This is a genomic window from Kitasatospora cathayae (assembly GCF_027627435.1).
GTDB classification, from domain to species: domain Bacteria; phylum Actinomycetota; class Actinomycetes; order Streptomycetales; family Streptomycetaceae; genus Kitasatospora; species Kitasatospora cathayae.
In genome coordinates, this window is the sequence record NZ_CP115450.1 from 3,711,804 (window position 1) to 3,736,311 (window position 24,508).

Here is a 24,508-nt window from a genome sequence, read left to right on the forward strand (position 1 = left end):
CGACACTCACGGCTACCATAGCGTCCGCAGGGGGCAGTGATGTCAGGGGGAACCGATGGGGCAGGATCCGGGATTCACGGTCAAACCGGGCGAGTTGACCGCCGCCGGGAACAACGCGCTGACGCTGGCCGGGAAGGTCCCCGAGGAGACCGCGAAGCTGGCCGAGCCCAGCGCCACGGCCGCCGGGAGCCTGGCCGGCTGGCAGAGCGGAGCGGCGCTGACGGGGTGCAGCAGTGCCTGGAAGGCACTGCTGGACGGGCTCTCCACCGACATGAAGACGGCCGGCGGCCATCTGATCACCTGCGCGCACGACTACCAGAACGCCGACCATCTGCCGTCGCCGACCACCGCGACGACGGCCTCCACCCCCTTCGACCCCTTCGAGACGAAGGTGGTCGGCGTGACCGGCGGCCACCTCACCGAGGACGCGTAACCGCCCTACCGCGCCCGGAAGTCCAGCACCAGGCAGTCCTCCACCGGCCGGTAGCCGATCTGCTGGTAGATGGAGTTGCTGGTCGGGTTGTCGAGGTCGGTGTAGAGCAGCACCTCCTGTGCCCCCAGGCCGAGGACGTGGGCGGAGGCGGCCGCGGTCACGGCGCTGGCGTAGCCGCGACCGCGGAGGTCGGCAGGCGTGTAGACCGGGCCGATGCGGGACATCCCGGCGAGCACCGGGGTGCTGCCGGCCAGGGCGACCGGGCTGCCCGCGTCCTCCCAGAGGTGGAGGCCGCCGGACGCGATCCGGTCGTCCACCGTGCGTGTCACGTCGTGGGGCGGAATCTTCACTTCGAGCAGGAACTCCTGCCACCAACGGATCGCCAGCTCCCGGTCGGCCGGCTCGGCGAGCCGGGGGTGGCCGGCCGGTGGGCGGGGCGGGTCGGTCAACTCGCCGAGCCGGTAGAGCCGTTCCTCAGCGCGGACGGACTGCCCGGCGCCGGTGGCGGCCGTCCAGGCCTCGGCGAAGGCCCGGACCGGCTCCACTCCCCCGCCGACGCCGGCGACCTCGGTGAACTCCGGCCCGGCCGCGGCCAGCCGGACCGCCAGCTCGGCGGCCGCGGCCCGCGGCATGGCGGACAGCCGGGGCGCGAACGGCGGTGTCTGGAGGAAGGCGCCCTCGACCGGGCCGCCCGGCTCGGCCTGCCACCAGCCGAAGACCGGCGGCCGCTCCCCGAACACGGAGGGCCCGGCTTCGGCGAGCCGGTGGACGACGGTGAGCAGGACGGTGTTCTCGGCGGGGCGGGCGGCCAGGAAGGCCGCCGCCCGGCCGCGGAAGTCGTCGAGCGAGGTGCTGAGGGTCCAGGCCATGGCCCATCCTCGCCCCGCTCGACGCCCGCCCGCCAACGATTATTCGAGTACGACGCCCAGCCGCTCGCCGAGCACCGCGGGATCGGTGGTCGGCGCCTCGCAGGCGAAGTGCCGGCAGACGTAGGCGGCGGGCGCGCCGCCGACCAGCGGCCGGTCCGCCAGCAGCGGAACCTCCGCGGCGGCCTCTCCCGGTGCGCCGACCGCGACCACCGCCCCGGGCGCCGTGCCCCGCAGCGCGGCCCGGCGCAGCGCCGCGGTGGCCGGGTCGTCGGCGGGGCCGACGACGGCGACCTCGCGCGGCCCGTCCTGCAGCGCCTCGGCGACGGCCAGGCCCCAGCCGATGAACCGCGGCGCCCGCCCGGCCAGTGCGCCGACGATGCCGAGGGCGCGTTCGGCGGCCGTGCGGTGCCGGTCGGAGCCGGTGTACGCGGCGTAGCCGAGCAGGGCTCCGGCGGCCGCGGTCCAGCCGGACGGGGTGGCGTTGTCGGTCGGGTCCTGGGGGCGGCGGATGAGCTGCTCGGCGTCGTCGGCGGTGTCGTAGAGGGCGCCGGAGGTCTCGTCGGTGAAGTGCTTGAGCACGGTGTCGAGCAGGCCGCCCGCCAGCTGGAGCCACTCCGCCTCGCCGGTGACGGCGTACAGCGCCAGGAAGCCCTCGGCGGTGTCCGCGTAGTCCTCCAGGACGCCGGCGTTGGTGCCGGGGCGGCCGTCCCGGGAGGTGCGCAGCAGCCGCCCGTCGGGGGTGAGGTGGACGGCGAGCAGCAGGTCGGCGGCGCTTTCGGCGGCCTCGACGAGGTCGGGGCGCTCCAGCAGGGCGCCGGTCTCGGCGAGCGCGGCGATGGCGAGGCCGTTCCAGGCGGCGACCACCTTGTCGTCCCGGGCCGGTGCGGGCCGGGAGGCCCGGGCCTGGAACATCCGGCGCCGGATCTCCTCGTACTCGGTGAAGTCCTCGGGTTCGGCGAGGAGTTGGAGCACCGACGTCCCGTGCTCGAAGGTGCCGTCGGCGGTGACGGTGAACAGCCGGGCGGCGGTGGCCGCGTCGGCCGGTCCGAGCAGGTCGACCAACTGGCCGGGCTCCCAGACGTAGTAGGCGCCCTCGGCCGCGGCGCCGGTCTCCTCGTCCAGGCTGTCGGCGTCCAGCGCGGAGGCGAACGCGCCCTCGGGGGTGCGGAGTTCGCGCAGCAGGAAGTCCGCCGTCGACAGCGCGACCCGGCGGGCGAGTTCGGAGCCGGTGGACCGCCACAGGTGCAGGTAGGCCCGCAGCAGCAGGGCGTTGTCGTACAGCATCTTCTCGAAGTGCGGCACCACCCAGCCGGCGTCCACCGCGTACCGGGCGAAGCCGCCGCCGAGCTGGTCGTGGATGCCGCCGCGGGCCATCGCCTCACCGGTGCGGACGGCCATCTCCAGCGCCGCCTCCGATCCGGTCCGGGCGTGGTGGCGCAGCAGGAACTCGATCACCATGGCCGGCGGGAACTTGGGCGCCCCGCCGAAGCCGCCGCGGCTCTGGTCGAACTCCCGGCTGAGGGCCACCAGCGCCTGGTGCAGGTCCGCCTCACCGGGCGGGTTGTGGGCGCCGGCCGAGTAGACGGAGGCCCGCTCGGCCAGGTCGGCCCGGATCCGCCCGGCGACCTCCCCCACCTCCTGCCGCCGGTCCCGCCAGGCCGCGTCCACGCCCTCCAGCACCTGCCGGAAGGACGGCATCCCGTGCCGGGGCTGCGGCGGGAAGTACGTACCGAAGTAGAACGGCTCCTTGTCCGGCGTGAGGAAGACCGTCATCGGCCAGCCGCCCTGCCCGGTCGCGGCCTGCACGGCCTCCATGTACACCGCGTCGACGTCCGGCCGCTCCTCCCGGTCCACCTTGACCGCGACGAACCGCTCGTTCAGGTACCCGGCGAGCCCGGCGTCCTCGAAGCTCTCGTGCGCCATCACATGACACCAGTGACACGCCGCGTACCCGACGCTCAGCAGCACGGGCACCCCCCGCCGCTCGGCCTCGGCGAAGGCCTCCGGCCCCCACGGCCACCAGTCGACCGGGTTCTCGGCATGCTGCAGCAGGTACGGCGAGGTCGCGTCCGCGAGACGGTTCGGCATGCCCCCATCCTCGCGCATCGCCCTCCACCCACGCGTCAGGCCGGTCCGGACCCGGCCGAGTCCGCCGACGGCCGGTCCCCCGCGGCTGACGGCGGGGGGCCGGCCGCGGCGGGTCACTCCTTGGGGGCCTCCGGCTCCTCCGTGAAGTCGACCTTCTTGAACTGCCGGTTCATCGACTTGGCCAGGAACCACGTCGCCACGCCGAGGGCGGCGAAGACGACGAAGCCGAGGAGACCGGGGGTGACCTTGGCGTCGTCGACGGCGAGGTCAGCGGCGAGGTGGATGAGGTTCACGGGGGCGCTCATATCTCTATGGTGGCCCGGCTCACGCCGAGCCGGGCCGTCGGGGGGGTGGGTCAGTCGCGCGCGTCGACGGCCTCGGCCGCCAGGGTGGGGGTGCGCAGTCCGGCGAACAGGTCGTCCTCCGGGAGGTCCACGTCAATCAGGGTACGGGCGAGCTCGTAGTCCTCGGTGGGCCAGACCTCGCGCTGGACCTCCAGGGGGACGCGGAACCACGGGCCGTCCGGGTCGATCTGGGTGGCGTGGGCGATCAGCGCGCGGTCGCGGGTCTCGAACCAGTCGTCGCAGCGGACCCGGGTGGTGATCTCGCGCTCCTTGCGGCCGCTCTTCTCCCAGCCGGCGATCCACTCGCCGTACGGGGAGTCCTGGCCGCGCTCGGTGAGGTACTGGTGGAGCGCGCGGATGCGGCCCATCGGGAAGCCGTGGTTGTAGTACAGCTTGAGCGGCTGCCAGGGCTCGCCGGCCTCGGGGTACGCGTCCGGGTCACCGGCGGCGTCGAAGGCCAGCATGGTGATCTTGTGGGTCATGATGTGGTCCGGGTGCGGGTAGCCGCCGTTCTCGTCGTAGGTCGTGATGACCTGCGGCTTGAACTCGCGGATCAGCCGGACCAGCGGCTCGGCCGCCTCCTTGACGTCCTGCAGGGCGAAGCAGCCCTCGGGCAGCGGGGGCAGCGGGTCGCCCTCCGGCAGGCCGGAGTCGACGAAGCCCAGCCAGGCCTGCTTGACGCCGAGGATCGCCCGCGCCTCGTCCATCTCCTTGCGGCGCACCTCGTGGATGTTCGCCTCGATGTACGGGTCCCCCTGGAGCTTGGGGTTGAGGACCGACCCGCGCTCGCCCCCCGTGCAGGTGGCCACGAGCACGTCCACACCCTGCTCGACGTACCTGGCCATGGTGGCCGCGCCCTTGCTGGACTCGTCGTCCGGGTGGGCGTGCACCGCCATCAGTCGCAACTGCTCAGTCAACGCCTTGCGTTCCTTCCACGTCATCGGGCGTTCCGCGAAGTCCGGTCAGCCCACCGTACGAACCGCTCACTTGGGGACCGCGTCGCCGCAAGGCCCGGCCCGCGGCAGGTCTCCGGCGCGGCCGAGCCCCGCCCCCGCCGGACCGGCCGCGGGCGTGCCCCTCCTATAGTGACGGACTGGGAGACCGTGGCATTCCCCCGCACCGCCCGCGCGGCCCCTCCCGAGGAGAGGACGAAGTCCGATGACTGCACAGAGCACCGCCACGCAGCTGCCCGAGGGGCGCTACGGCCGGCGCGACGACGGCGACTCGGACCGCCGCCTGAAGGTGGTCGGCGCGGTCTGCGGCGTGCTCGGGCTGGGCCTGATCGCCTGGTTGGGCGGCTCCTACCTGCTGCGCGAGTCCAAGATCAACGGCTCGGTGCCGACCTTCCAGGTGCTCTCCGACTCCGAGGTGCAGCTGCACCTGACCGTGAGCAAGAGCGACGGCACGGCCGGTACCTGTACGGTCCGCTCGCAGAGCGACGACCACGCGGTGGTCGGGGTGGCCGACTTCCCGGTCCCGGCGGCCGGGTCGAGCTACGACGCCACCGTCACCCTGCGCACCACCGCCCGCGGCACCACCGCCGAGCTGCTGGGCTGCACCCCGGCGAAGGCGAAGTAGACCGGGACGCAGGGCCGGGAGGTACGCCGGCAAGCAGGCCAGGAGGAGACGGGGAACGGCCCGGGGACGCATACTCGTCCGACAGAACGGGCATCCGTAGGAAGTCCCGCACCCGGTTCCTGTACACCGTGGCGTAACGCCACCGTCAATGCCACGACAACGGCTCTCCCGCTTGTCGGCAGGACTTGTTAGGCTCGTGGTTTCGCCCCTTCCGCACCGGATGGTACGGGAGCGGGCGTTGCTTTGTAGTTAAGACCGATATCACCGACGACCCTGCTGACGACTCACACCCTCAGCACAGCCCCCCCAGCACCTACGAGGAGCACCCGTGACCCAGACCAGTGAGAACGTGACCTGGCTCACTCAGGCCGGCTACGACCAGCTCAAGGCCGAGCTGGATCACCTGACCGGGCCCTGGCGCATCGAGATCGCCCAGAAGATCGAGGCGGCGCGCGAGGAGGGCGACCTCAAGGAGAACGCCGGCTACCACGCGGCGAAGGAGGAGCAGGGCAAGTACGAGCTGCGCATCCGCCAGCTGACCCAGCTGCTGGAGCGCGCCAAGGTCGGCGAGGCCCCGGCCGACTCCGGCGTGGTGGCCCCGGGCATGGTCGTCACGGTCGCCTTCGACGGCGACGAGGACGACCTCATGGAGTTCCTGCTCGCCTCGCGCGAGGTGGCGGGCGCCGACGACCTGGACGTCTACTCGCCGCAGTCGCCGCTGGGCCGCGCGATCGACGGCAAGAAGATCGGCGACGAGGCCACCTACGAGCTGCCGAACGGCAAGCCGGCCATGGTGAAGATCGTCAAGGTCGTGCCGCACGCCGGCTGATCCGACCCTCGAACACCGCCGAGGGCGGCCGCGGAGTCCACCAGGACCCCGTGGCCGCCCTCGGGCGTTTCCAACGGTGACGTTTCACCCCACGGTCACCACGAGGTCACCCCACGGCCGAGCGGTACTTGCGCACCGACAGCCAGGAGAACACCGCCGTGATCACCAGCGACCACAGCGCCGACACCAGCGCCGCGTGCTGCATCGGCCAGGCGCTGTCCACCGGCCCGACCTGGTTGCCGAAGAGGTCCCGGCAGGCCTGCACCGTCGCGCTGAACGGGTTCCAGTAGGCGACGCCCTGCAGCCAGCCCGGCATCGAGCTGACCGGCACGAAGGCGTTGGACACGAAGGTCAGCGGGAACAGCCAGATCAGCCCGGCCGAGGTGGCCGCCTCGGGGCTGCGCACCGACAGTCCGATCAGCGCACCGATCCAGGAGAAGGCGTAGCCGAGCAGGAGCAGCAGCCCGAAGGCGCCGAGCGCCTTGAGCGCCCCGTCGTGGATCCGCCAGCCGACCGCCAGCGCGACCAGCGCCAGCACGATCACGGTGAACGCGGTCTGGCACAGGTCCGCGAGGGTGCGGCCGACCAGCACCGCCGAGCGGGCCATCGGCAACGAGCGGAAGCGGTCCACCAGGCCCTTGGTCATGTCCTCCGCGATGCCGGCCGAGGCGCCGGCGGTGGCGAAGGTGACGGTCTGGGCGAAGATGCCGGCCATCAGGAACTGGATGTAGGTGTCGGAGCTCGAGCTCGCCCCGGGGATCTTGATCGCCCCGCCCATGACGTACGAGAACAGCAGCACGAACATGACCGGCTGCATGAGCCCGAACACCACGATCTCGGGGATCCGCGACATCCGGCGGAGGTTGCGCTTGGCGACCACCCAGGAGTCGTGCAAGGTCGCGGACAGGCCCCGGCGGGGCGTGGGCATCGCGGCGCCGATGGCGTGCTCGGTGGCCGTGCTGGTGCTCATCTCAGCGCTCCGTTCCGGCCGTGACGGCCTGCTGCTGGTCCGGCTCCTGACCGTCGCCGGCGCCGTCCGCGTCATCGCCGCCCGTCTTCCCGCGGCCCCGGCCGCGCCCCTTGGAGGCGCCGCCGTTGTCCTCCTCGACCGCCTCGGCGACATGGCCGGTGAGGGTGAGGAAGACGTCGTCCAGGGTCGGGCGGCGCAGGCCTATGTCGTCGATCTCGATGCCCCGGCCGTCCAGTTCGCGGATCGCGTCGGCGAGCACCCGGGCGCCGCCGCTGACCGGCACGGTGATCCTCCGGGTGTTCTTCTCCACCGCCGGCTCGCCCAGCGCGTACCCGGACAGCGCCGCGACCGCGTCCGTGACCAGGCCCGGGTCGTGCACCACGACCTCGATCCGCTCGCCGCCGATCTGCGCCTTGAGCTGGTCGGCGGTGCCGCGGGCGATCACCCGGCCGTGGTCGACCACCGCGATGTCGTGCGCGAGCCGGTCGGCCTCCTCCAGGTACTGGGTGGTGAGCAGCAGCGTGGTGCCCTGCTCGACCAGGGTCTCGATGACCTCCCACAGGGCGAGCCGGTTGCGCGGGTCGAGGCCGGTGGTCGGCTCGTCCAGGAACATCACCGGCGGCCGGACGACCAGCGCGGCGGCGAGGTCGAGGCGGCGGCGCATGCCGCCGGAGTAGGTCTTGGCGGTGCGGTCCTTGGCCTCGGTGAGGTTGAACCACTCCAGCAGCTCCAGCGCGCGGGCCTTCGCGTCGCGGGTGCGCATCTGGTACAGCTCGCCGACCATCGTCAGGTTCTCGAAGCCGGTCAGGTACTCGTCGACCGCCGCGTACTGGCCGGACAGCCCGATCAGGCTGCGGACCCGGTTCGGGTGCTTGAGGACGTCGACGCCGGCCACCACCGCGCGGCCGGAGTCGGGGCGGAGCAGGGTGGTCAGGACGCGGACGGTGGTGGTCTTGCCCGCGCCGTTCGGGCCGAGCAGCCCGAGCACCGTGCCCTCGGGGACGTCGAGGCTGACGCCGTCCAGGGCCCGTACGTCGCCGAAGGTCTTCACCAGGTTCTCGGCTTGGATGGCTGGCGCCATGGCCTGCCTCATCTCCTTGGACGATTGTGGCGATCTGTTCCGCTTTGCCCCCCATTCGGGCGCACGGGCGACTCGGTTCCCGACACCGACACAGAACGCGATGTATCGCGAGTCTGACGACTCGCGATACATCGCGTCAAGGGGATTCGAAGAAAGTCTTCGAACCGGGACCGGAAGCGCTCAGCCCGCGACCACGTACCCCGCGTCCCGCAACTCCCCCACCACCAGCGCGCAGTGCTCCGGCCCCTTGGTCTCCAGGTGCAGGTCCACCTCGACCTCGGTCAGCCCGAGCCGCGGGTCGATCCGCACGTGCGCGACGTCCAGCACGTTGGCGTCCACCCTGGTCAGCACCCCCAGCAGGTCCGCCAGCGAGCCCGGCTTGTCCGCCAGCCGCACCCGCAGCGACAGGTAGCGCCCGGCCGCCGCCAGTCCGTGCCGCAGCACCCGCTGCATCAGCTGCGGGTCGATGTTGCCGCCGGACAGCACCGCCACCACCGGGCCCTCGAAGGAGTCCGGCTGCTCCAGCAGCGCCGCGATCGGCGCCGCCCCGGCCGGCTCGACCACCAGCTTCAGCCGCTCCAGGGCGAGCAGCAGGGCCCGCGACAGGGCGTCCTCGGAGACCGTGCGGATGCCGTCCGCCAGGGTGTTGATCACTTCGAACGGGACGTCCCCGGGGCGCCCGACCATGATCCCGTCGGCCATGGTGGCGAAGTGCTCCAGCGTCACCGGCCGCCCGGCCGCCAGCGAGGGCGGGTACGCGGCCGCGGCCGCCGCCTGCACCCCCACCACCCGGACGTCCGGCCGCAGCGGCTTGACCGCCGCCGCGATCCCGGCCAGCAGCCCGCCGCCGCCCACCCCGACCAGGATGGTGCGCACCTCGGGGCACTGCTCCAGGATCTCCAGGCCGACGGTCGCCTGGCCGGTGACCACGTCCCAGTGGTCGAAGGGGTGGATGAAGACCGCGCCGGTCGCCTCCGAGTACCGCTGCGCCGCCTGCAGCGCCTCGTCCACGGTGGTGCCGTGCAGCCGCACCTCGGCGCCGTACTCACGGGTGGCCGCGACCTTCGGCAGCGGCGCCGCGACCGGCATGAACACCGTCGAGCGCACCCCCAGCAGCGAGGCCGCCAACGCCACCCCCTGGGCGTGGTTCCCGGCGCTCGCCGCCACCACCCCGCCGGCCCGCTGCACCGGCGAGAGTCCCGCGATCCGCACGTACGCCCCGCGCAGTTTGAAGGAGCCGGTGCGCTGGAGGTTCTCGCACTTCAGGTGCACCGGCGCGCCGACCAGCCCGGACAGGTGCCGGCTGCCCTCCATCGGGGTCACCCGGACGACCCCGGCGAGCATCTTCTGGGCCCCGCGGACGTCGTCGAGGGTGATCGGCCAGTTGTGCATGATGTCAGCCTAGGGCGCCCCGTGTGGGGCGGGCCGGATCAGCGCGCCCGGCCTGGCCCGCACGGGGCGCCCCCGGGTGCGAGCGCCGGCAATCGGGGACGTCGGGCCTGTTCCCGGGCCCGCTCCGCCCGCGTACGCTGCTGCTTCTGAGCTTCTCTCACCGCATGACGATCGTGAGCCGCGATGACGACGACCTCGCCCCAGGCCACTGACCGAACCGAGCCCGTGCACACCCAACTCCAGTACCAGCTGGCGGTGTTCGCCCGCCGGATGGAACAGGTCCGGACCTCCGGCGGCGGCGTCGGCACGCTGGACCGGGCCGCCTACCTGCTGCTCGACCGCCTGGAGCGGCACGGTGCGGCGAACGTCAAGGCGCTGGCCGAGGCGCTCGGCGTGGACTCCTCCACGGTGACCCGCCAGGTCGCCCCGCTGGTCGCGGCCGGGCTGGTCGGCCGGGTGCAGGACCCGGCCGACCGCCGCGCCGTACGGCTCGCGCTGACCTCCTGCGGCATCGGCCGGCTCGCCGAAGTCCGGGACGGCCGGGCCGAGTTGACCCGCCGCCTGGTGGCCGACTGGCCGCCCGAGGAGCAGCAGGCGTTCTGCGCCCTGCTGGCCCGCTTCAACCTCGCGATGGAGTCGTACACGGCGAACCAGCAGGGGCAGTGAGAGCCAACGGCCTCAGCCGAGCGCCTGCGTGAGGTCGGCCAGCAGGTCGTCGATCGACTCGATGCCGACCGAGACGCGCACCAGGTCGGCCGGCACCTCCAGCGGCGAGCCGGCCGCCGAGGCGTGGGTCATCCGGCCCGGGTGCTCGATCAGCGACTCCACGCCGCCCAGCGACTCGCCCAGGGTGAACAGCTGCGCGCGGTTGCAGACCTCGACGGCCGCCTCCTCGCCGCCGGCGACCCGGAACGAGACCATGCCGCCGAAGGCCTTCATCTGCTTGGCCGCGATGTCGTGGCCGGGGTGCTCGGGCAGACCCGGGTAGAGCACCTGGCTGACCTTGGGGTGGCTGCTCAGCAGCTCGGCGACCTTCTCCGCGTTGGAGCTGTGCCGGTCCATCCGGACGCCCAGGGTCTTGATGCCGCGCAGCACCAGCCAGGCGTCGAACGGCCCGGAGACGGCGCCCATCGCGTTCTGGTGGTACGCGACCTCCTCGCCGAGGCCCGCCTCGGCCAGCACCAGCGCACCGCCGACCACGTCCGAGTGGCCGCCCATGTACTTGGTGGTGGAGTGCACGACCGCGTCCGCGCCGAGCGCGATCGGCTGCTGCAGGTACGGGCTGGCGAAGGTGTTGTCGACCACCAGCAGCGCGCCGGCGCCGTGCGCGACCTCGGCGAGCCCGGCCAGGTCGGTGATGCCCAGCAGCGGGTTGGACGGGGTCTCCACCCACACCGCGCGGGTGTTGGGGCGCAGCGCGGCCCGGACGTCGTCCAGCTTCTGGGTGTTGGCGACGGAGAACTCGACGCCCCAGCGGGTCAGCACCTTGGCGAACAGCCGGAAGGTGCCGCCGTAGGCGTCATCGGGGATCACGATGTGGTCGCCCGGCTTGAGGATGGTGCGCAGCAGGGTGTCCTCGGCCGCCAGGCCGGAGGCGAAGGCGAGGCCGCGGGCGCCGCCCTCGAGCGCCGCGAGGCACTCCTCCAGCGCGGTGCGGGTGGGGTTGGCGCTGCGGCTGTACTCGTAGCCGCCCCGCAGGCCGCCCACCCCGTCCTGCTTGTAGGTGGACACCTGGTAGATCGGCGTGACGACGGCCCCGGTCTGGGGGTCTGCTTCCTGCCCTGCGTGGATGGCGAGGGTCTCGAAGCCATGGGGAAGCTGGTGCTCGGTCATGGCTCCGAGCCTAGTGGCCGTGCGACCGTGCGCTCGCCGGAATCCGGGCACGGAATCCGCGGGCCGTCAGGTGCGTTGAACCCTGGGCAACCCTCCCTACCCCGCTGGAGCAGGCCGTGATGTTCAGCCGCCACCACAAGACCTCGCTCGTCCCCGCCGACCAGGCGCTGCCCGGCCGCCCGGCCCCGGGTTTCGCCCTGACCGAGCCGCACACCGTGCTCGGCCACCCGCTCACCGGGCCGTACCCGGAGGGGCTGGAGGTGGCCGACTTCGGGCTGGGCTGCTTCTGGGGCGCCGAGCGCACGTTCTGGCGGCTGCCCGGCGTCTGGACGACGCTGGTCGGCTACCAGGGCGGCCACACGCCCAACCCGACGTACGAGGAGGTGTGCAGCGGGCTGACCGGGCACACCGAGGCGGTCCGGGTGGTCTTCGACCCGGCGGTGATCTCCTACGAGCAACTGCTGAAGGCCTTCTGGGAGGCCCACGACCCGACCCAGGGCAACCGCCAGGGCAACGACGTGGGCACCCAGTACCGCTCCGCGCTCTACACCCACTCCCCCGCCCAGGCCGCCGCCGCGACCGCCACCCGGGACGCCTTCCAGCCCGCGCTGACCGCGCTGGGTTACGGCCCGATCACCACCGAGATCGCCCCGGCCGGCCCGTTCTACCCGGCCGAGCCGTACCACCAGCAGTACCTGTCGGACGCCAAGAACCCCAACGGTTACTGCGGCCTGGGCGGTACCGGCGCCTCCTGCCCGATCGGCGTGGCCCGCACCCAGGGCTGACCCCCGCGGCGCACCCGCCCGGGGCGCGGCCACCCAAAGTGACCGCGCCCCGGTCCGGACTCAGACTGGAACCACCGGCAGGGCGGCCCAGCCACCCCCCGGTGGCCGGGCCGCCCACGTGAGAGGAGTCGCGCCATGTCCGGTCTCGTCCGCAAGAGCTTCGACGAACCCGAGGAAGTCCGCCCCTTCGAAGAGGGCATGGGGGAACTGCGTCTGGTCAACCTGGACGCCGGGCCGGTGGGCCGGGCGGTGTTCCAGCCCGGGTGGCAGTGGTCCAAGCACGTCAAGCCGATCGCCAGGACCGAGAGTTGCGAGGCCGCCCACATGGGGTACGTGGTCTCGGGCCGGATGGAGATCGTCATGGACGACGGTGAACAGGCCGAGTACGGCCCCGGCGACTTCATGATCTGTCCGCCGGGGCACGACGCCTGGATCCTGGGCGACGAGCCGTGCGTGATCGTCGACTGGCAGGGCTTCGCGGACTACGCGAAGCGGTGAGGCGGCGCGACCGCCTCAGTGAGCGGTCGGCGCGGTCGGCGTGGTCAGCGTGGTCGGCGCGGTCGGCGCGGTGGTCTCGCCGGTGGCGCCCGGCGCGTGCACCCACTTGTGGTCGGCCGTCCGGCCGGGGGACTCGGCCAGCAGCCGGTCCTGGGCGTCGTAGACGCCGATCGGGTCGGCCGGCCACCCCACGGGGGCGGTCTGCTGCGGCTGGGGCTTGACGGGCCGGACCAGGTAGAAGGCCGTCCAGTTCTTCATCCCCGGGGCGGTGACCAGGGTGGCCGGAAGGGGCTTGCCGCCCTCGAACAAGATGATCTTGTCAGGGGTCGGGCCCAGGTAGAAGCAGAGCGACACCAGGTGCTGTGCGTCGCCGGTGCCCTGGCAGTAGACCTGCGGCTGGGAGTGGTCCAGGTTGTCACTGGTGACGTCCCGGCAGCTGAACGCCGAGTACCACTTCCCGTCCGGGCCGAGCTGCTCGTCGCAACGCTGGGTCTCGGTCACCCACATCCGAGAGGTGTCGGTGACCTGCACCTTCTCCCCGACCGCGACCTGCCGCACCGGCGAGGGCGGCAACGCGGTCTTCGTCGGGGTCGGAGTCGGTTGGGCCTGCGGCACCAGGGCGTACGCCCCCGCCGAGGGGGCCGCCCCCGCCCCGGCCGTGGCGTCCCCGCCCGGTCTGGCGCCGCCCACCGTCACCGCCGTCGCCCCGCACACCAGCGCCACGGCCAGGGCGGCCGCCCCGACCCCCACCCTGCGCCGGGCGCGGCGCCGCCGGGCGCCGGCGATGACCGCCGCCGGGTCCGGTCCGGCCGCGTGCGGGTCCTCGTCCCTGAACAGCTCTCCGAGTCGGTCCTCGAAGCTCATACCGTCACCTCGATGTACGTCATGGGGCCCGCCGGGCCGCCCGCGCGGTCGGCGAGTTCGGGGTGTGCGCGCAGCTTCGACAGCGCCCGGTTGAGGGTGCTCTTCACGGTGCCCCGGGCGATTCCCAGTTCGGCCGCGATGGCGGCCTCGGTGAGGTCCCCGTAGTACCGCAGCACCACGACCGTCCGCTCCCGGCGGGTGAGGGCGCCCAACGCCTGGTGCAGCAGCGCCCGTTCGGCCTGCCGTTCGGCCAGGTCCTCGGCCAGCGGCCGGTCCGGGGTGTGGTCGGTGGGCAGTTCGTGGTTGCGCAGCCGACGCCACCAGTCGCGGTGCTGGTTCACCACGATCCGGCGGACGTACGCCGTGGGGTCGTCGCCGGTGATCCGGTGCCAGTGCAGGTAGGCGCGCTCCAGCGCCGACTGCACGATGTCCTTGGCCCGCTCCGGATCGCCGGTCAACAGCTCGGCCAGCCGCAGTAGTTGGCGGCCGCTCCCGGCGACGAAGGCGCTGAATTCGGCGTCCTGTCGCTGTCTCTGCTCGCGTTTCACACCCACCAGACTCCTCGGGCGGACCGCGAGGTTCGGTCCGCCCGGGAGCTTTCTTCGGATGGGGAGGGTCAGACGGCGCTGCCGGCCTTCCAGTCGGCCCAGCTCAGGTTCCAGCCGTTCAGGCCGTTGTCCGGGGCGACGGTCTTGTCGCCGGAGTTCACGACCTCGACCACGTCGCCGACGATCGAGGACTTGTAGAACTTGTAGCCGTCCGTGCTGCTGTCCGAGGCGCCCTTGGCGTCCTGCAGGCCGACGCAGCCGTGGCTGGTGTTCTGCCCGCCGAAGATCGACGGCGAGGACCAGTAGTTGCCGTGGATGAAGGTGCCGGAGGTGGTCAGGCGCTGGGCGTGCGGCACGTCGGCGATGTCGTACTCACTGCCCAGGTTGACGGTCTGCGAGTTCATCCGGGTCTGGGTGAACTGCTCGGAGATGACCATCTTGCCGCCCCAGGTGGTGTGTTCGGGGGCGCCGCCGGAGATCTTGTAGACGGCGCTGACCTGGCCGTCCGTAGTGACGGTGAGCTTCTTGGTGGCGAGGTCGGCGACGCTGGTCTGGGCGCGGCCGATGGTGAAGCCGACGTCCTTGGACTGGGTGCCGTAGACGCCCTTGGCGCCCTCGACGTCCTTGAGCCGCAGCTTCAGGGTGACCTTGGTGCCCTTGGCCCAGTACTCCTGGGGCCGGAAGTCGAGGCGGGTGCTGGAGAACCAGTGGCCGACGATCTCGACGCCCGGCTCGGCTATCACGGTGATCGCCGACTGGACGGCCTTCTTGTCGGTGATCGGCTTGCTGAAGTTGATCGAGACCGGCATGCCGACGCCGACCACCGAGCCGTCCTCGGGGGTGAAGTAGCCCACGAAGGTGTTGGCCGGGGTCGCCGTGGTGAAGGTGGCGTTGGCGTCCGCCTCCAGCTTGTCCTTGTCGACGCCGCTGGCGGTGACCGAGTACTTGGTACCGCTGGCCGGGGCCGCCGCCGAGGTCCAGCTGGTGTTGTCGGCGGAGAGCTGGCCGGCCAGCTCCTTGCCGGTGGAGTCGGTGACCTTGACGGCGCTCAGGGTGCCGTTGCTGACCGTGACCTTGACCGGCTCGCTGAAGCTGGCACCGGTGGTGCCGTCCGCGGGGGTGACGGTGATCACGGCGGCCGAGGTCTTCGGGGCGCCGCTGCCGCCGCCCGAGCCGGGGGTGCCGCTGGCGCCGCCACCGCCGGAGCCGGCCTTGTCACCACTGCCGCCGCTGCCGCCGCTGTTGTCGTTGCAGGCCGCGAGCAGCAGCACCGGAGCGCCGATCAGGCCCGCGAGCATCCCGCGTCGGCTCAAGCTGCTTCCGGCCACCCGCCCCTGACCGTCCAGTGCCGTCACGTCGCGTCTCCCTGCTGATCCATCCCGGGCATTTACGGATACAGAAACGCAATCCGGCTGCTCACGGTTCCATCACCGAAGGGTAAGCGATCATATGAGATGACCCAACTTCCCGCTGAACATGGACAAAACGCCCGGCCCGCCGAAGGCGGACCGGGCGTTCACGGGCGGCGGCCACCGCAGGTGCGGCCGTTACTCGGCGGACTCCTCCACCGTGTACTCGTCCCACTCCTCGCTCTCGGGGTCGAACTCGGTCTGCGCCGACTCCCAGGTCGCCGAGGCGAGCTCGACGCCCGGGACGTCGCCGAGCAGCGCGACGGGGTCGATGAAGTGGGCGAGCGAACCCGACGGGTCCACCTCGATGGCCTCGACGGACTGGGCCCGCTCCTCGTCGTCGAGGTACTCGTCCCCGGCGACCTGCTGCAGGGCCGCCGCCTTGAGCGCGCCCTCGTCGGTGATCTCCGCGATGAGCTCGATCTTGAGCTTGACGTAGCGCGGGGCGTCGGTCGTTTCAGTGCTGGTCATGCGTGCGAGCGTACGGGAACGAAGGCCCCCCGGCGCGCACCGGAAGCGGCGCACGGGAAGGGCCGGTCCTCGGAACAGGACCGGCCCCACCGTTTCTCCGCCTCGGCTCCCCCACCCGGGAACCGCGGAGCCGCGCCGTGCGGCGCGGTGATCGCCGCGGGAGCCGCCGCACCCTGTCGACCGGCCGGAGCCGGACAGGGGCGGGACGACGGCGCCTCCCGCGGAGGGCCCCTCCCTCCGATGCCGGTCGGGGAGGGCGGACACGGCGGCCGGGTCAGGACCGTCCGACGTGTCCGGAGCCGACCGCGCCCGCCGGGGAGCCGCTCCCGGTCGGCCGCTGCCGTCTCGCTCGGCGTCTCGCCGTTGACCACCACGATGCCGGAGCCGTGTTAACCACGTGCTGCGGACAGGTGACGCCGGTGTACCACTTCGCCCGTGGACGAATCCTTCCGGTCCGTCCACGGGCGAAGTGGGGTGAGCCGGCGTCAGCGGGCTCCGTGAGCGGGCGTCAGTGCGCGCCCGCCCGGTGAGCCGGTGTCAGTGCGCGCCGCGGGTGGTCAGGAAGCCCAGCAGGTCCTGCCGGGTGACGATGCCCTGCGGCTTGCCCTCGACCAGCACGACCGCCGCGTCGGCCTTCTCCAGCACGGTCATCAGGTTGGTGACGGTCTCGCCCGAGCCGACCACCGGCAGCGGCTTGGACATCACCTTGTCCAGCGTGTCGGTCAGCTCGATCTCCTTGGCGAAGATGCCCTCCAGCAGCAGCTTCTCCACCACCGAGCCGATCACCTCGCCGGCCATGATGTCCGGGTGGCCGGCGCCCGGGGAGACCACCGGCATCTGCGAGACGCCGTACTCGCGCAGCACCCGGACCGCCTCGGCGACCGTCTCGTTCGGGTGCATGTGGACGAACTGCGGGACGCCGCCCTGCTCCATGGACTCCTTGCGGGCCAGCACCTCGCCGATGTGGGCCTCGTCGGTGGAGGAGGGCAGGAAGCCGTAGTCGGCCATCCAGTCGTCGTTGAAGATCTTCGACAGGTAGCCGCGGCCGCCGTCCGGCAGCAGCACCACGACGACGTCGTCCGGCCCGAGCTTGCGGGCCACCTCCAGCGCGGCCACCACGGCCATCCCGCAGGAGCCGCCGACCAGCAGGCCCTCCTCCTTGGCCAGGCGGCGGGTCATCTGGAACGAGTCCTTGTCGGAGACCGCGACGATCTCGTCCGCGACGTTGCGGTCGTAGGCGGTCGGCCAGAAGTCCTCACCGACGCCCTCGACCAGGTACGGCCGGCCGGTGCCGCCCGAGTAGACCGAGCCCTCCGGGTCCGCGCCGACGACCTTGACCTTGCCGCCGGAGACCTCCTTCAGGTAGTTGCCGGTGCCGGAGATGGTGCCGCCGGTGCCGACGCCCGCCACGAAGTGGGTGATCTTCCCCTCGGTCTGCTCCCACAGCTCCGGACCGGTGGAGTGGTAGTGCGAGGCCGGGTTCTCCGGGTTGGAGTACTGGTCCGGCTTCCAGGCGTTCGGGGTCTCGCGGACCAGGCGGTCGGAGACGTTGTAGTAGGAGTCCGGGTGCTCCGGGGCGACGGCGGTCGGGCAGACCACGACCTCGGCGCCGTACGCGCGCAGGGTGTTGATCTTGTCGGTGGACACCTTGTCGGGGCAGACGAAGATGCACTTGTAGCCCTTCTGCTGGGCCACGATCGCCAGACCGACACCGGTGTTGCCGGAGGTCGGCTCCACGATCGTGCCGCCCGGCTTGAGGGCGCCCGAGGCCTCGGCGGCCTCGATCATGCGCATCGCGATGCGGTCCTTCACCGAGCCGCCGGGGTTGAAGTACTCGACCTTCGCCAGCACAGTCGCGCTGATGCCCTCGGTGACCTTGTTCAGCTTGACCAGCGGCGTGTTGCCGACCAGGTCGATGATCGAGTTGTGGTACCGCACGGGGGTCCTCCCGGTCTATGGGCATGCGAGTGCATTCGGTACTGCAAAGCCTAGGGCGTGGGCGGCGCCCCGGGCTTCCCCTCCGGCCCTCTCCTCACTCCGGCCCCGCCTCCCCCAATGGGCCACCCCCTCCCCCGCCCCCGGTACTCCCGCCCTCCGCGCCCTTGCCTCTCCACCCCACCCGGCCCCGCGCAGCGGCCCCCGCCTCCCCCAATGGCCCACCCCCTCCCCCGCCCCCGGTACTCCCGCCCTCCGCGCGGGTAAGAGCGCTGTGCAGGCGTTGCCGTGCCCCGGAGGGGACGGCACGAGGACGCGAAGGGGGCAGCGGATGCCAGGCGCACAGGACTCGCGGGCCCGGGTGGCCCGCCGGATCGCCACTGCGGCGGCCTACGGCGGCGGTGGGCTCGGCCTGCTGGGGGTGGGGCTGGTGGGCCTGCTGCTGACCGAGAGCAAGCTCGCCATCCAGGCCATCGGCATCCTGGAGACCGTCCCGCCCAAGGCGGACGGCGTCTACGGCGAGGCCTTCGCCGACCAGCGCACCGCCCCGCAGCCCCCGCTGGTGCTGGCCGTCCTCGGTGACTCCACCGGCGCCGGCCTCGGGGTGGCCCGGGCCCGCGAGACCCCGGGCGCGCTGCTGGCCGCCGGTCTGGCCTCGGTGGCCGAGCGCCCGGTGCGGCTGGTCAACGTGGCCCGCTCCGGCGGCCGCTCCGCCGACCTCTCCGGTCAGCTGGAGCAGGCCCTGCGGCACCGCCCGGACATCGCCGTGATCATGGTCGGCGCCAATGACGTGACCCGGCACAGCCCCGCCCAGCTCGCCGTCCGCCAGCTCGGCGAGGCCGTCGCCGCGCTGCGCGCGAACGGCTGCGAGGTGGTGGTGGGCACCTGCCCGGATCTCGGGACGATCAAGCCGGTGCGCCCGCCGCTGCGCTGGGTGGCCCGGCGACTGAGCCGCCAGCTGGCCGCCGCGCAGACCATCGCGGTGGTGGAGGCGGGCGGCCGCACCGTGTCGCTGGGCTCGCTGCTGGGCCCGGAGTTCGCCGCCCGCCCGGAGATGTTCGCCGCCGACCGCTACCACCCGTCCGCCCAGGGCTATGCCACCGCCGCGATGGCCGTGCTGCCCTCGGTGTGCGCCGCGCTGGACCTGTGGCCGGAGGAGGAGCGGCCGAGCGCCGCCGTCCCGGGCGAGACGGTGCTGCCGGTCGCGGTGGCCGCGGCGGCGGCGGCCGGGCGGGCGGGCACCGAGGTGGCGGCCGTGGAGGCGGAGGGCGCGGGCCGGCGCTGGGCCCTGCTGCGCCACCGGCTGCGGGTCGGCCCGGAGGCGGCGCGGGAACCGGGCGAGGATCCGGGGAGCACGTCGGCCAGCTCACACGCCGGGGCCGGTGACGGTTGAGCTACCAAGCGGTAACTTTCCTCCCGGACCGCCGAGTCCGCCGTCACCCAGCGAGGAGCCCGCAATGCCCGAAGCCGTCATCGTCAGCGCCGCCCGTTCGCCGATCGGCCGGGCCTTCAAGGGTTCGCTCAAGGACGTCCGCCCGGACGACCTGACCGCCCACATCATCCAGGCCGCCCTGGCCAAGGTCCCGCAGCTCGACCCGCGCCAGATCGACGACCTGATGCTCGGCTGCGGCCTGCCCGGCGGCGAGCAGGGCCACAACCTGGCCCGCATCGTGGCCGTGCAGATGGGCATGGACTACCTGCCCGGCGCCACCATCACCCGCTACTGCTCCTCCTCGCTGCAGACCACGCGGATGGCGCTGCACGCGATCAAGGCCGGCGAGGGCGACGTCTTCATCTCGGCCGGCGTCGAGACCGTCTCGCGCAGCGTCAAGGGCACCTCGGACGGCCTGCCCGGCACCATGAACCCGATCTTCGACGAGGCCCAGGCCCGCACCGCCAAGCGCGCCGAGGAGGGCGGCGGAGAGTGGCACGACCCGCGCGAGGACGGCCTGCTGCCCGACGCCTACATCGCGATGGGCCAGACCGCCGAGAACCTGGCCGCGCTCAAGGGCATCACCCGCGCCGAGCAGGACGAGTTCGGCGTCCGCTCGCAGAACCTCGCCGAGGCCGCCATCAAGGCCGGTTTCTGGGAGCGCGAGATCACCCCCGTCACGCTGCCGGACGGCACCGTGGTGAGCACCGACGACGGCCCGCGCGCCGGCGTGACCCTGGAGGGCGTGTCCGGCCTCAAGCCGGTGTTCCGCCCGGACGGCACCGTCACCGCCGGCAACTGCTGCCCGCTGAACGACGGCGCCGCCGCGCTGGTCATCATGTCCGACACCAAGGCCCGCGAGCTCGGCATCACCCCGCTCGCCCGGGTGGTCTCCACCGGCGTCAGCGCCCTCTCCCCCGAGATCATGGGCTACGGCCCGGTCGAGGCCTCCAAGCAGGCGCTCCGGCGGGCCGGTCTGACCATCGACGACATCGACCTGGTCGAGATCAACGAGGCCTTCGCGGCCCAGGTGATCCCCTCCTACCGCGATCTCGGCATCGACCTGGACAAGCTGAACGTCAACGGCGGCGCCATCGCGGTCGGCCACCCCTTCGGCATGACCGGCGCCCGGATCACCACCACGCTGATCAACTCCCTGCAGTGGCACGACAAGCAGTTCGGCCTGGAGACCATGTGCGTCGGCGGCGGCCAGGGCATGGCCATGGTCATCGAGCGCCTCAGCTGACCCTCCGGCGCCTCCGAAGGGTCTGGACCACCCATTTGGAGTGACGCAGCGTAATTGAGGGCCGGATCACACCGCGAGGTCGATCCGGCCCTCCTTTCCGTCATTTCCGGTCCGGAAATCGACACTGCGGAGCGGATCAACTCCACTGCGTAGAACGGTGTTACCTAACAATTTGGGGACAAGCGCGAAAGTTTCGGACGAATTAGACATTCGCCACTGCGGTAACAGCCCCGCATGCGGCAGTGTGGACACGTAACCCCGTTCCGCTCCTCGCTAGGAGTACGTTCCGTGAGCGCCGTCTACACCGTCCTGCTGCTGATCCTGATCACCGTGTCGACCGCCGTGCTGCTCCGTCTCCGCGGAATCTCCCGCCGGCTGGACGCACAGGCCGCGGCCCGGGCCGTGCCCGCACCGGTGGACGAGGCCGCGATACGCCGGGCCGTCACCGAGGCGCTCGCCGCCGACCGCGAGCGGGAGATCACCGAGGCCCGGGCGTTCTGGGCCGAGCAGGAGGCCCGCGCGGCCGAGGACGCGCCACTGTTCGACTCCCCGTTCACCGGCACCGAAGAGTGGCCGCTGTTCTTCCCCCGCCCCACCGGCCCGCAGGACGCCGCCGACAACGCCGGGACGATGGACCCGGAGTTCGGCGAGGCGCTGCGCTCCGCGCTGGAGGACCTGATCAACGAGCCCGGCACCGACGGCGGCGCCCCGCTGCGCCCCGGCCACCCGGTCGGCGAGACCGCCAAGGACGCCCGGGCCCGCCGCGAGGCCGACCTGCTGGCCACCGGTCTGGAGGCCGGACTGCTGGACGCCGAGCCGCTCGTGGAGGACGCCCCGGCCGCCGCGCCCGACCCGCGCCGCCACCCCTCGCACCCCGACTTCGTGCCGAGCCAGGCGCCCTCCCGCGAGTGGACCGACACCCGGCTCGCCGCCCTCGCCGAGGAGGCCGTCGCCCTGGTCGACGTCCGCCCGGGCCCGCTGGGCACCCTGGACGTGTACGCCTTCGCCGACGGCACCACGCTCTGCGTGGCCCCCGGCGACCGGGAGGCCGCCTACCGGCTGATCGACGCGGTCCGTGCCGGTGAGCACGTCCGACTGCTCGGCGGCTCGCGCTTCTCGGGCTCGTACTCGCTGACCTTCTCCACCGACGACGAGGCCGTCTACGTGCTCGCGGACCGGGTGGTCGCCAGCATCTGACACCACCTCACCCACGCAGCGGGACCGAAGGCCGGCCGGGTCAAGGGGTTAGCGACCGGGCCGGCCTTCGGCGTGTCCGGCGCCGGGAAGCCTCAGGCGCAGAGTTCGGCCGTCTCCCGCACTGCGGCCACCGCCCCGGCCAGCACCTCGCCCGCCACCACCGGACCGTCCGACAGCGCCACCTCGGCGCCCTCCGGCAGGACCGTCAGCGCGGCCGCCAGGTCGTGCCCGGCGACGGCCAGCTGGTCCCCCGCCGCGAAGGCCCCGGCGTCCGGGAACTCCCGTTCCGGCCCGCCCTCCGCCGCCAGCGCGAGCGCGGCCAGCCGCCGGGCCAGCGCCAGCACGGCCGCCGCCCGCGACGGGTGTCCGGGCACCGCGCCCAGCAGCTTGCTCTGCGGCAGCGAGCGGAAACGGTCCGCCAGTTCGTCGACGGCTTCGACCAGGGGCTGTACGTCATGCATGCACAGGAGCGTAACCAAACGCCGCCGGGCCCCGGAGCGGCGTGCTCCGGGGCCCGGCGGTGGTGGTGCGGCGGGGAGTGGGCGTCAGTCGTCGCCGCGCAGGATCGCGATCAGCCGCAGCATCTCCATGTAGATCCAGACCAGCGACAGGGTGAGCCCGAAGGCGGCCCGCCAGGACTCGCGCTGCGGGGCGCCCTGGGCGATGGCCTCCTCGATCGCCGCGAAGTCCAGCGACAGGAAGAAGGCGCCCAGACCGATGCCGACCAGACCGACCACGATGCCCAACGGGCCGGAACCCAGCCCCAGGTTGGCACCGAAGGCCATCGCGACCACGTTGACCAGCATCAGCAGCAGGAAGCCCAGGCCGACCGCGAGGCCGATCCGCTGGTAGCGGGCGGTGACCCGGATCCGGCCGCTCCTGTAGGCGAACAGCATCGCCCCGAAGACCGCCGCCGTGCCCAGCACCGCCTGGATCACGATGCCGTTCAGGACGGTGTTCAGCGCGTGCGACCAGGCGCCCATCGCGAAGCCCTGGAGGGCCGCGTAGGTCAGGATCAGCGGCGGGCTGACGCTGCGCTTGAAGGAGGCCACCAGGCCGACCACCATGGCCACCAGGCTGGCGGCGATCGCGAAGCCGTAGTTCTCGAACGGCAGCGCGAACCAGGCCACCGCACCGGCGGCGACCAGGGTGAGCAGCGTCATGGCGGTGCGGGCGACCACGTCGTCGAGCGTCATCCGTCCGGTGGCCGCGGGGCCGGCCGACGGCCCGTTGTACATCTGGTAGAGCTGCTCGTCCGTCAGCGGGCCCTGCCCCTGGGGCTGGGCGTACTGCGTCCCCGCGTAGGGGTTGCCGTACGGAGCCCCGGCCTGACCGCTCGTTCCGAACCCCGCGTAACCGGGCTCGCGGGTGAACGACCCTTCCCGCGAGAAGACCGGGTTGCTGCTTCTCATTGCTCATTCCCTCCGTGGCGGCACTGCGCCGCCCGTGCACCAGGGTAATGGCTTGGCAAAAATTCCGGGATACGCCGCGAGGAGGATCCGGTGAACGACTCCCGGCGGGGACGCCGGTGGCGCCCCCGCGGGTCGTTGCGGTGCCCGGAGCCGGACTCGAACCGGCACGGCCTCGCGGCCAAGCAGTTTTAAGCTGCCCGTGTCTGCGTTCCACCATCCGGGCGTCCTGCGAACCACCCCTGAGAGTAGTCGCCCGGATCACTCTTTCGCATGTTCCCAGCCCCGGAAGTTGTCATGTTTCCTTGCCATCTGACGAATAGTTCGGGATTCGGCCACGAAGCACGGTGATTCCGGCCACCAGGCCGCCCTCAGGGTTCCCGTCATACCGCAGGAGGAGGGTCGCGCCCCTTCCGTACACCCAGCGGTGGTCGGGCCAACCGTCCGGCGGAGCGACGTAGAACCATGATCGCGTCGCGGAGCATGGAAGGACGAATCCGCGAACCAGCAAGGAGCACCCCCGTGACCACGTCGACCGCGGCCGCCCTCCACACGGGCCTGGCGGCCGCCCGCGCCACCGGTCTGAACAAGGTCTACGGGGAGGGGGAGACCCGGGTCGTCGCCCTCGACGACGTCAGCGTCACCTTCCCCCGGGGCGAGTTCACCGCCATCATGGGCCCCTCCGGCTCCGGCAAGTCCACCCTCATGCACTGCATGGCCGGCCTGGACACCGTCTCCTCCGGCTCCACCACCATCGGCGACACCGAACTCGTCGGCCTCAAGGACAAGCAGCTCACCCAGCTGCGCCGCGACCACATCGGCTTCATCTTCCAGGCCTTCAACCTGCTCCCCACCCTGACCGCCCTGGAGAACATCACCCTCCCCATGGACATCGCCGGCCGCAAGGCCGACCAGGCCTGGCTCGACCGGGTCGTCGACACCGTCGGCCTCTCCGGCCGCCTCAGCCACCGCCCCTCCCAGCTCTCCGGCGGCCAGCAGCAGCGCGTCGCCTGCGCCCGCGCCCTCGCCGGAAAGCCCGACATCATCTTCGCCGACGAACCCACCGGCAACCTGGACTCCCGCTCCGGCGCCGAGATCCTCTCCTTCCTGCGCAACTCCGTGCGCGAACTCGGCCAGACCGTCGTCATGGTCACCCACGACCCGGTCGCCGCCTCCTACGCCGACCGCGTCGTCTTCCTCGCCGACGGCCGGATCGTCGACGAACTCCACGCCCCCACCGCCGACACCGTCCTGGACCGCATGCGCCGCTTCGAGGCCAAGGGCCGCACCAGCTGAC

At 72.5% G+C, this 24,508-nt stretch carries 25 protein-coding genes and 1 tRNA gene; 10 read left to right on the forward strand and 16 right to left on the reverse strand.

Annotation, left to right across the window (positions count from 1 at the left end; translation table 11 throughout):
• Positions 1-55 precede the first annotated feature (55 nt).
• The gene (locus tag O1G21_RS16295) at positions 56-433 is read left to right on the forward strand and encodes a hypothetical protein (RefSeq protein WP_270144526.1); all 378 of its coding nucleotides are present in this window, start codon (positions 56-58) and stop codon (positions 431-433) included.
• 5 nt (positions 434-438) lie between these two features.
• Here the strand turns inward: O1G21_RS16295 and O1G21_RS16300 are convergent, their stop codons facing one another.
• The 4 genes from O1G21_RS16300 to mca form a co-directional block, all read right to left on the reverse strand.
• Positions 439-1,302: a GNAT family N-acetyltransferase gene (locus O1G21_RS16300; RefSeq protein WP_270144528.1), complete on the reverse strand. Its 864-nt coding sequence runs from the start codon at positions 1,300-1,302 to the stop codon at positions 439-441.
• Positions 1,303-1,341: 39 nt separating this feature from the next.
• Positions 1,342-3,390, reverse strand: a complete 2,049-nt coding sequence (locus O1G21_RS16305; RefSeq protein WP_270144530.1) for a thioredoxin domain-containing protein — start codon at positions 3,388-3,390, stop codon at positions 1,342-1,344.
• A gap of 113 nt (positions 3,391-3,503) precedes the next feature.
• The gene (locus O1G21_RS16310) at positions 3,504-3,695 is read right to left on the reverse strand and encodes a hypothetical protein (RefSeq protein WP_270144532.1); all 192 of its coding nucleotides are present in this window, start codon (positions 3,693-3,695) and stop codon (positions 3,504-3,506) included.
• 50 nt (positions 3,696-3,745) lie between these two features.
• Positions 3,746-4,651, reverse strand: a complete 906-nt coding sequence (gene mca, locus O1G21_RS16315; RefSeq protein WP_270151032.1) for a mycothiol conjugate amidase Mca — start codon at positions 4,649-4,651, stop codon at positions 3,746-3,748.
• 241 nt (positions 4,652-4,892) lie between these two features.
• Here mca and O1G21_RS16320 point away from each other — a divergent pair, with 241 nt between their 5' ends.
• Both O1G21_RS16320 and greA read left to right on the forward strand, forming a co-directional pair.
• The gene (locus O1G21_RS16320) at positions 4,893-5,312 is read left to right on the forward strand and encodes a DUF4307 domain-containing protein (RefSeq protein ID WP_270144533.1); all 420 of its coding nucleotides are present in this window, start codon (positions 4,893-4,895) and stop codon (positions 5,310-5,312) included.
• 328 nt (positions 5,313-5,640) lie between these two features.
• Complete coding sequence (greA, locus tag O1G21_RS16325) at positions 5,641-6,141, forward strand: transcription elongation factor GreA (protein WP_030286600.1); 501 nt, start codon at positions 5,641-5,643, stop codon at positions 6,139-6,141.
• A 106-nt stretch (positions 6,142-6,247) separates the two neighbouring features.
• On the opposite strand, the gene O1G21_RS16330 is transcribed toward greA, so the two are convergent.
• The 3 genes from O1G21_RS16330 to ilvA all read right to left on the reverse strand — a co-directional run bounded on the left by O1G21_RS16330 (position 6,248) and on the right by ilvA (position 9,584).
• Complete coding sequence (locus O1G21_RS16330) at positions 6,248-7,111, reverse strand: ABC transporter permease (protein WP_270144536.1); 864 nt, start codon at positions 7,109-7,111, stop codon at positions 6,248-6,250.
• 1 nt (position 7,112) lies between these two features.
• On the reverse strand, positions 7,113-8,192 hold the full coding sequence (locus tag O1G21_RS16335) for an ATP-binding cassette domain-containing protein (protein WP_270144538.1): 1,080 nt from the start codon (positions 8,190-8,192) through the stop codon (positions 7,113-7,115).
• Between the two features lie 180 nt (positions 8,193-8,372).
• Entirely contained in the window at positions 8,373-9,584 is a 1,212-nt protein-coding gene (gene ilvA / locus O1G21_RS16340) for a threonine ammonia-lyase (protein ID WP_270144540.1), read from the reverse strand.
• Between the two features lie 183 nt (positions 9,585-9,767).
• Here ilvA and O1G21_RS16345 point away from each other — a divergent pair, with 183 nt between their 5' ends.
• Positions 9,768-10,250 carry a MarR family winged helix-turn-helix transcriptional regulator gene (locus tag O1G21_RS16345; protein WP_270144542.1) on the forward strand — a complete coding sequence of 161 codons (483 nt, stop codon included), beginning with the start codon at positions 9,768-9,770 and terminating at the stop codon, positions 10,248-10,250.
• Positions 10,251-10,262: 12 nt separating this feature from the next.
• On the opposite strand, the gene O1G21_RS16350 is transcribed toward O1G21_RS16345, so the two are convergent.
• On the reverse strand, positions 10,263-11,417 hold the full coding sequence (locus O1G21_RS16350; RefSeq protein WP_270144545.1) for a cystathionine gamma-synthase: 1,155 nt from the start codon (positions 11,415-11,417) through the stop codon (positions 10,263-10,265).
• Positions 11,418-11,536: 119 nt separating this feature from the next.
• On the opposite strand from O1G21_RS16350, the gene msrA reads away from it, so the two are divergent.
• The gene (gene msrA, locus O1G21_RS16355; RefSeq protein WP_270144546.1) at positions 11,537-12,202 is read left to right on the forward strand and encodes a peptide-methionine (S)-S-oxide reductase MsrA; all 666 of its coding nucleotides are present in this window, start codon (positions 11,537-11,539) and stop codon (positions 12,200-12,202) included.
• Positions 12,203-12,337: 135 nt separating this feature from the next.
• Entirely contained in the window at positions 12,338-12,700 is a 363-nt protein-coding gene (locus O1G21_RS16360) for a cupin domain-containing protein (RefSeq protein ID WP_270144547.1), read from the forward strand.
• Positions 12,701-12,715: 15 nt separating this feature from the next.
• Here the strand turns inward: O1G21_RS16360 and O1G21_RS16365 are convergent, their stop codons facing one another.
• From O1G21_RS16365 to O1G21_RS16385, 5 genes are all read right to left on the reverse strand, one after another.
• Positions 12,716-13,564, reverse strand: coding sequence for a hypothetical protein (locus O1G21_RS16365; protein ID WP_270144549.1), 849 nt, complete (start codon positions 13,562-13,564; stop codon positions 12,716-12,718).
• Positions 13,561-14,112, reverse strand: a complete 552-nt coding sequence (locus tag O1G21_RS16370; protein WP_270144551.1) for a SigE family RNA polymerase sigma factor — start codon at positions 14,110-14,112, stop codon at positions 13,561-13,563. The genes O1G21_RS16365 and O1G21_RS16370 overlap by 4 nt, the downstream gene beginning before the upstream one ends.
• 68 nt (positions 14,113-14,180) lie before the next feature.
• A complete protein-coding gene (locus O1G21_RS16375; RefSeq protein WP_405000813.1) occupies positions 14,181-15,410 on the reverse strand; it encodes a L,D-transpeptidase in 1,230 nt (409 codons plus the stop codon).
• Positions 15,411-15,659: 249 nt separating this feature from the next.
• On the reverse strand, positions 15,660-15,992 hold the full coding sequence (locus O1G21_RS16380; protein ID WP_030286581.1) for a hypothetical protein: 333 nt from the start codon (positions 15,990-15,992) through the stop codon (positions 15,660-15,662).
• 537 nt (positions 15,993-16,529) lie between these two features.
• Positions 16,530-17,930 (reverse strand): cystathionine beta-synthase, encoded by a 1,401-nt coding sequence (locus O1G21_RS16385; protein ID WP_270144555.1) that lies wholly within the window; start codon positions 17,928-17,930, stop codon positions 16,530-16,532.
• A 328-nt stretch (positions 17,931-18,258) separates the two neighbouring features.
• Here O1G21_RS16385 and O1G21_RS16390 point away from each other — a divergent pair, with 328 nt between their 5' ends.
• From O1G21_RS16390 to O1G21_RS16400, 3 genes are all read left to right on the forward strand, one after another.
• On the forward strand, positions 18,259-19,320 hold the full coding sequence (locus tag O1G21_RS16390) for an SGNH/GDSL hydrolase family protein (protein WP_270144557.1): 1,062 nt from the start codon (positions 18,259-18,261) through the stop codon (positions 19,318-19,320).
• 64 nt (positions 19,321-19,384) lie between these two features.
• Positions 19,385-20,605 carry an acetyl-CoA C-acetyltransferase gene (locus O1G21_RS16395; RefSeq protein WP_270144559.1) on the forward strand — a complete coding sequence of 407 codons (1,221 nt, stop codon included), beginning with the start codon at positions 19,385-19,387 and terminating at the stop codon, positions 20,603-20,605.
• Positions 20,606-20,893: 288 nt separating this feature from the next.
• Positions 20,894-21,802, forward strand: a complete 909-nt coding sequence (locus O1G21_RS16400) for a hypothetical protein (RefSeq protein ID WP_270144561.1) — start codon at positions 20,894-20,896, stop codon at positions 21,800-21,802.
• Between the two features lie 92 nt (positions 21,803-21,894).
• Here the strand turns inward: O1G21_RS16400 and O1G21_RS16405 are convergent, their stop codons facing one another.
• The 3 genes from O1G21_RS16405 to O1G21_RS16415 all read right to left on the reverse strand — a co-directional run bounded on the left by O1G21_RS16405 (position 21,895) and on the right by O1G21_RS16415 (position 23,437).
• Positions 21,895-22,263: a hypothetical protein gene (locus O1G21_RS16405; protein WP_270144563.1), complete on the reverse strand. Its 369-nt coding sequence runs from the start codon at positions 22,261-22,263 to the stop codon at positions 21,895-21,897.
• Between the two features lie 84 nt (positions 22,264-22,347).
• The gene (locus O1G21_RS16410) at positions 22,348-23,214 is read right to left on the reverse strand and encodes a Bax inhibitor-1/YccA family protein (RefSeq protein WP_270144565.1); all 867 of its coding nucleotides are present in this window, start codon (positions 23,212-23,214) and stop codon (positions 22,348-22,350) included.
• A gap of 141 nt (positions 23,215-23,355) precedes the next feature.
• Positions 23,356-23,437 (reverse strand) — tRNA-Leu (locus O1G21_RS16415).
• 257 nt (positions 23,438-23,694) lie between these two features.
• Between O1G21_RS16415 and O1G21_RS16420 the strand changes: the two genes are divergently transcribed.
• Positions 23,695-24,507, forward strand: a complete 813-nt coding sequence (locus O1G21_RS16420; protein WP_405000656.1) for an ABC transporter ATP-binding protein — start codon at positions 23,695-23,697, stop codon at positions 24,505-24,507.
• Position 24,508: the final 1 nt, after the last annotated feature.

Excerpts from the sequence above, each read along its gene's own strand:
- O1G21_RS16295 (WP_270144526.1), top strand. The coding sequence starts at position 56 with ATGGGGCAGGATCCGGGATTCACGGTCAAACCGGGCGAGTTGACCGCC.
- O1G21_RS16300 (WP_270144528.1), bottom strand. The coding sequence starts at position 1,302 with ATGGCCTGGACCCTCAGCACCTCGCTCGACGACTTCCGCGGCCGGGCG.
- O1G21_RS16305 (WP_270144530.1), bottom strand. The coding sequence starts at position 3,390 with ATGCCGAACCGTCTCGCGGACGCGACCTCGCCGTACCTGCTGCAGCAT.
- O1G21_RS16310 (WP_270144532.1), bottom strand. The coding sequence starts at position 3,695 with ATGAGCGCCCCCGTGAACCTCATCCACCTCGCCGCTGACCTCGCCGTC.
- O1G21_RS16320 (WP_270144533.1), top strand. The coding sequence starts at position 4,893 with ATGACTGCACAGAGCACCGCCACGCAGCTGCCCGAGGGGCGCTACGGC.
- O1G21_RS16330 (WP_270144536.1), bottom strand. The coding sequence starts at position 7,111 with ATGAGCACCAGCACGGCCACCGAGCACGCCATCGGCGCCGCGATGCCC.
- O1G21_RS16335 (WP_270144538.1), bottom strand. The coding sequence starts at position 8,192 with ATGGCGCCAGCCATCCAAGCCGAGAACCTGGTGAAGACCTTCGGCGAC.
- ilvA (WP_270144540.1), bottom strand. The coding sequence starts at position 9,584 with ATGCACAACTGGCCGATCACCCTCGACGACGTCCGCGGGGCCCAGAAG.
- O1G21_RS16345 (WP_270144542.1), top strand. The coding sequence starts at position 9,768 with ATGACGACGACCTCGCCCCAGGCCACTGACCGAACCGAGCCCGTGCAC.
- O1G21_RS16350 (WP_270144545.1), bottom strand. The coding sequence starts at position 11,417 with ATGACCGAGCACCAGCTTCCCCATGGCTTCGAGACCCTCGCCATCCAC.
- msrA (WP_270144546.1), top strand. The coding sequence starts at position 11,537 with ATGTTCAGCCGCCACCACAAGACCTCGCTCGTCCCCGCCGACCAGGCG.
- O1G21_RS16360 (WP_270144547.1), top strand. The coding sequence starts at position 12,338 with ATGTCCGGTCTCGTCCGCAAGAGCTTCGACGAACCCGAGGAAGTCCGC.
- O1G21_RS16365 (WP_270144549.1), bottom strand. The coding sequence starts at position 13,564 with ATGAGCTTCGAGGACCGACTCGGAGAGCTGTTCAGGGACGAGGACCCG.
- O1G21_RS16375 (WP_405000813.1), bottom strand. The coding sequence starts at position 15,410 with ATGCTCGCGGGCCTGATCGGCGCTCCGGTGCTGCTGCTCGCGGCCTGC.
- O1G21_RS16380 (WP_030286581.1), bottom strand. The coding sequence starts at position 15,992 with ATGACCAGCACTGAAACGACCGACGCCCCGCGCTACGTCAAGCTCAAG.
- O1G21_RS16390 (WP_270144557.1), top strand. The coding sequence starts at position 18,259 with ATGCCAGGCGCACAGGACTCGCGGGCCCGGGTGGCCCGCCGGATCGCC.
- O1G21_RS16395 (WP_270144559.1), top strand. The coding sequence starts at position 19,385 with ATGCCCGAAGCCGTCATCGTCAGCGCCGCCCGTTCGCCGATCGGCCGG.
- O1G21_RS16405 (WP_270144563.1), bottom strand. The coding sequence starts at position 22,263 with ATGCATGACGTACAGCCCCTGGTCGAAGCCGTCGACGAACTGGCGGAC.
- O1G21_RS16410 (WP_270144565.1), bottom strand. The coding sequence starts at position 23,214 with ATGAGAAGCAGCAACCCGGTCTTCTCGCGGGAAGGGTCGTTCACCCGC.
- O1G21_RS16420 (WP_405000656.1), top strand. The coding sequence starts at position 23,695 with ATGGAAGGACGAATCCGCGAACCAGCAAGGAGCACCCCCGTGACCACG.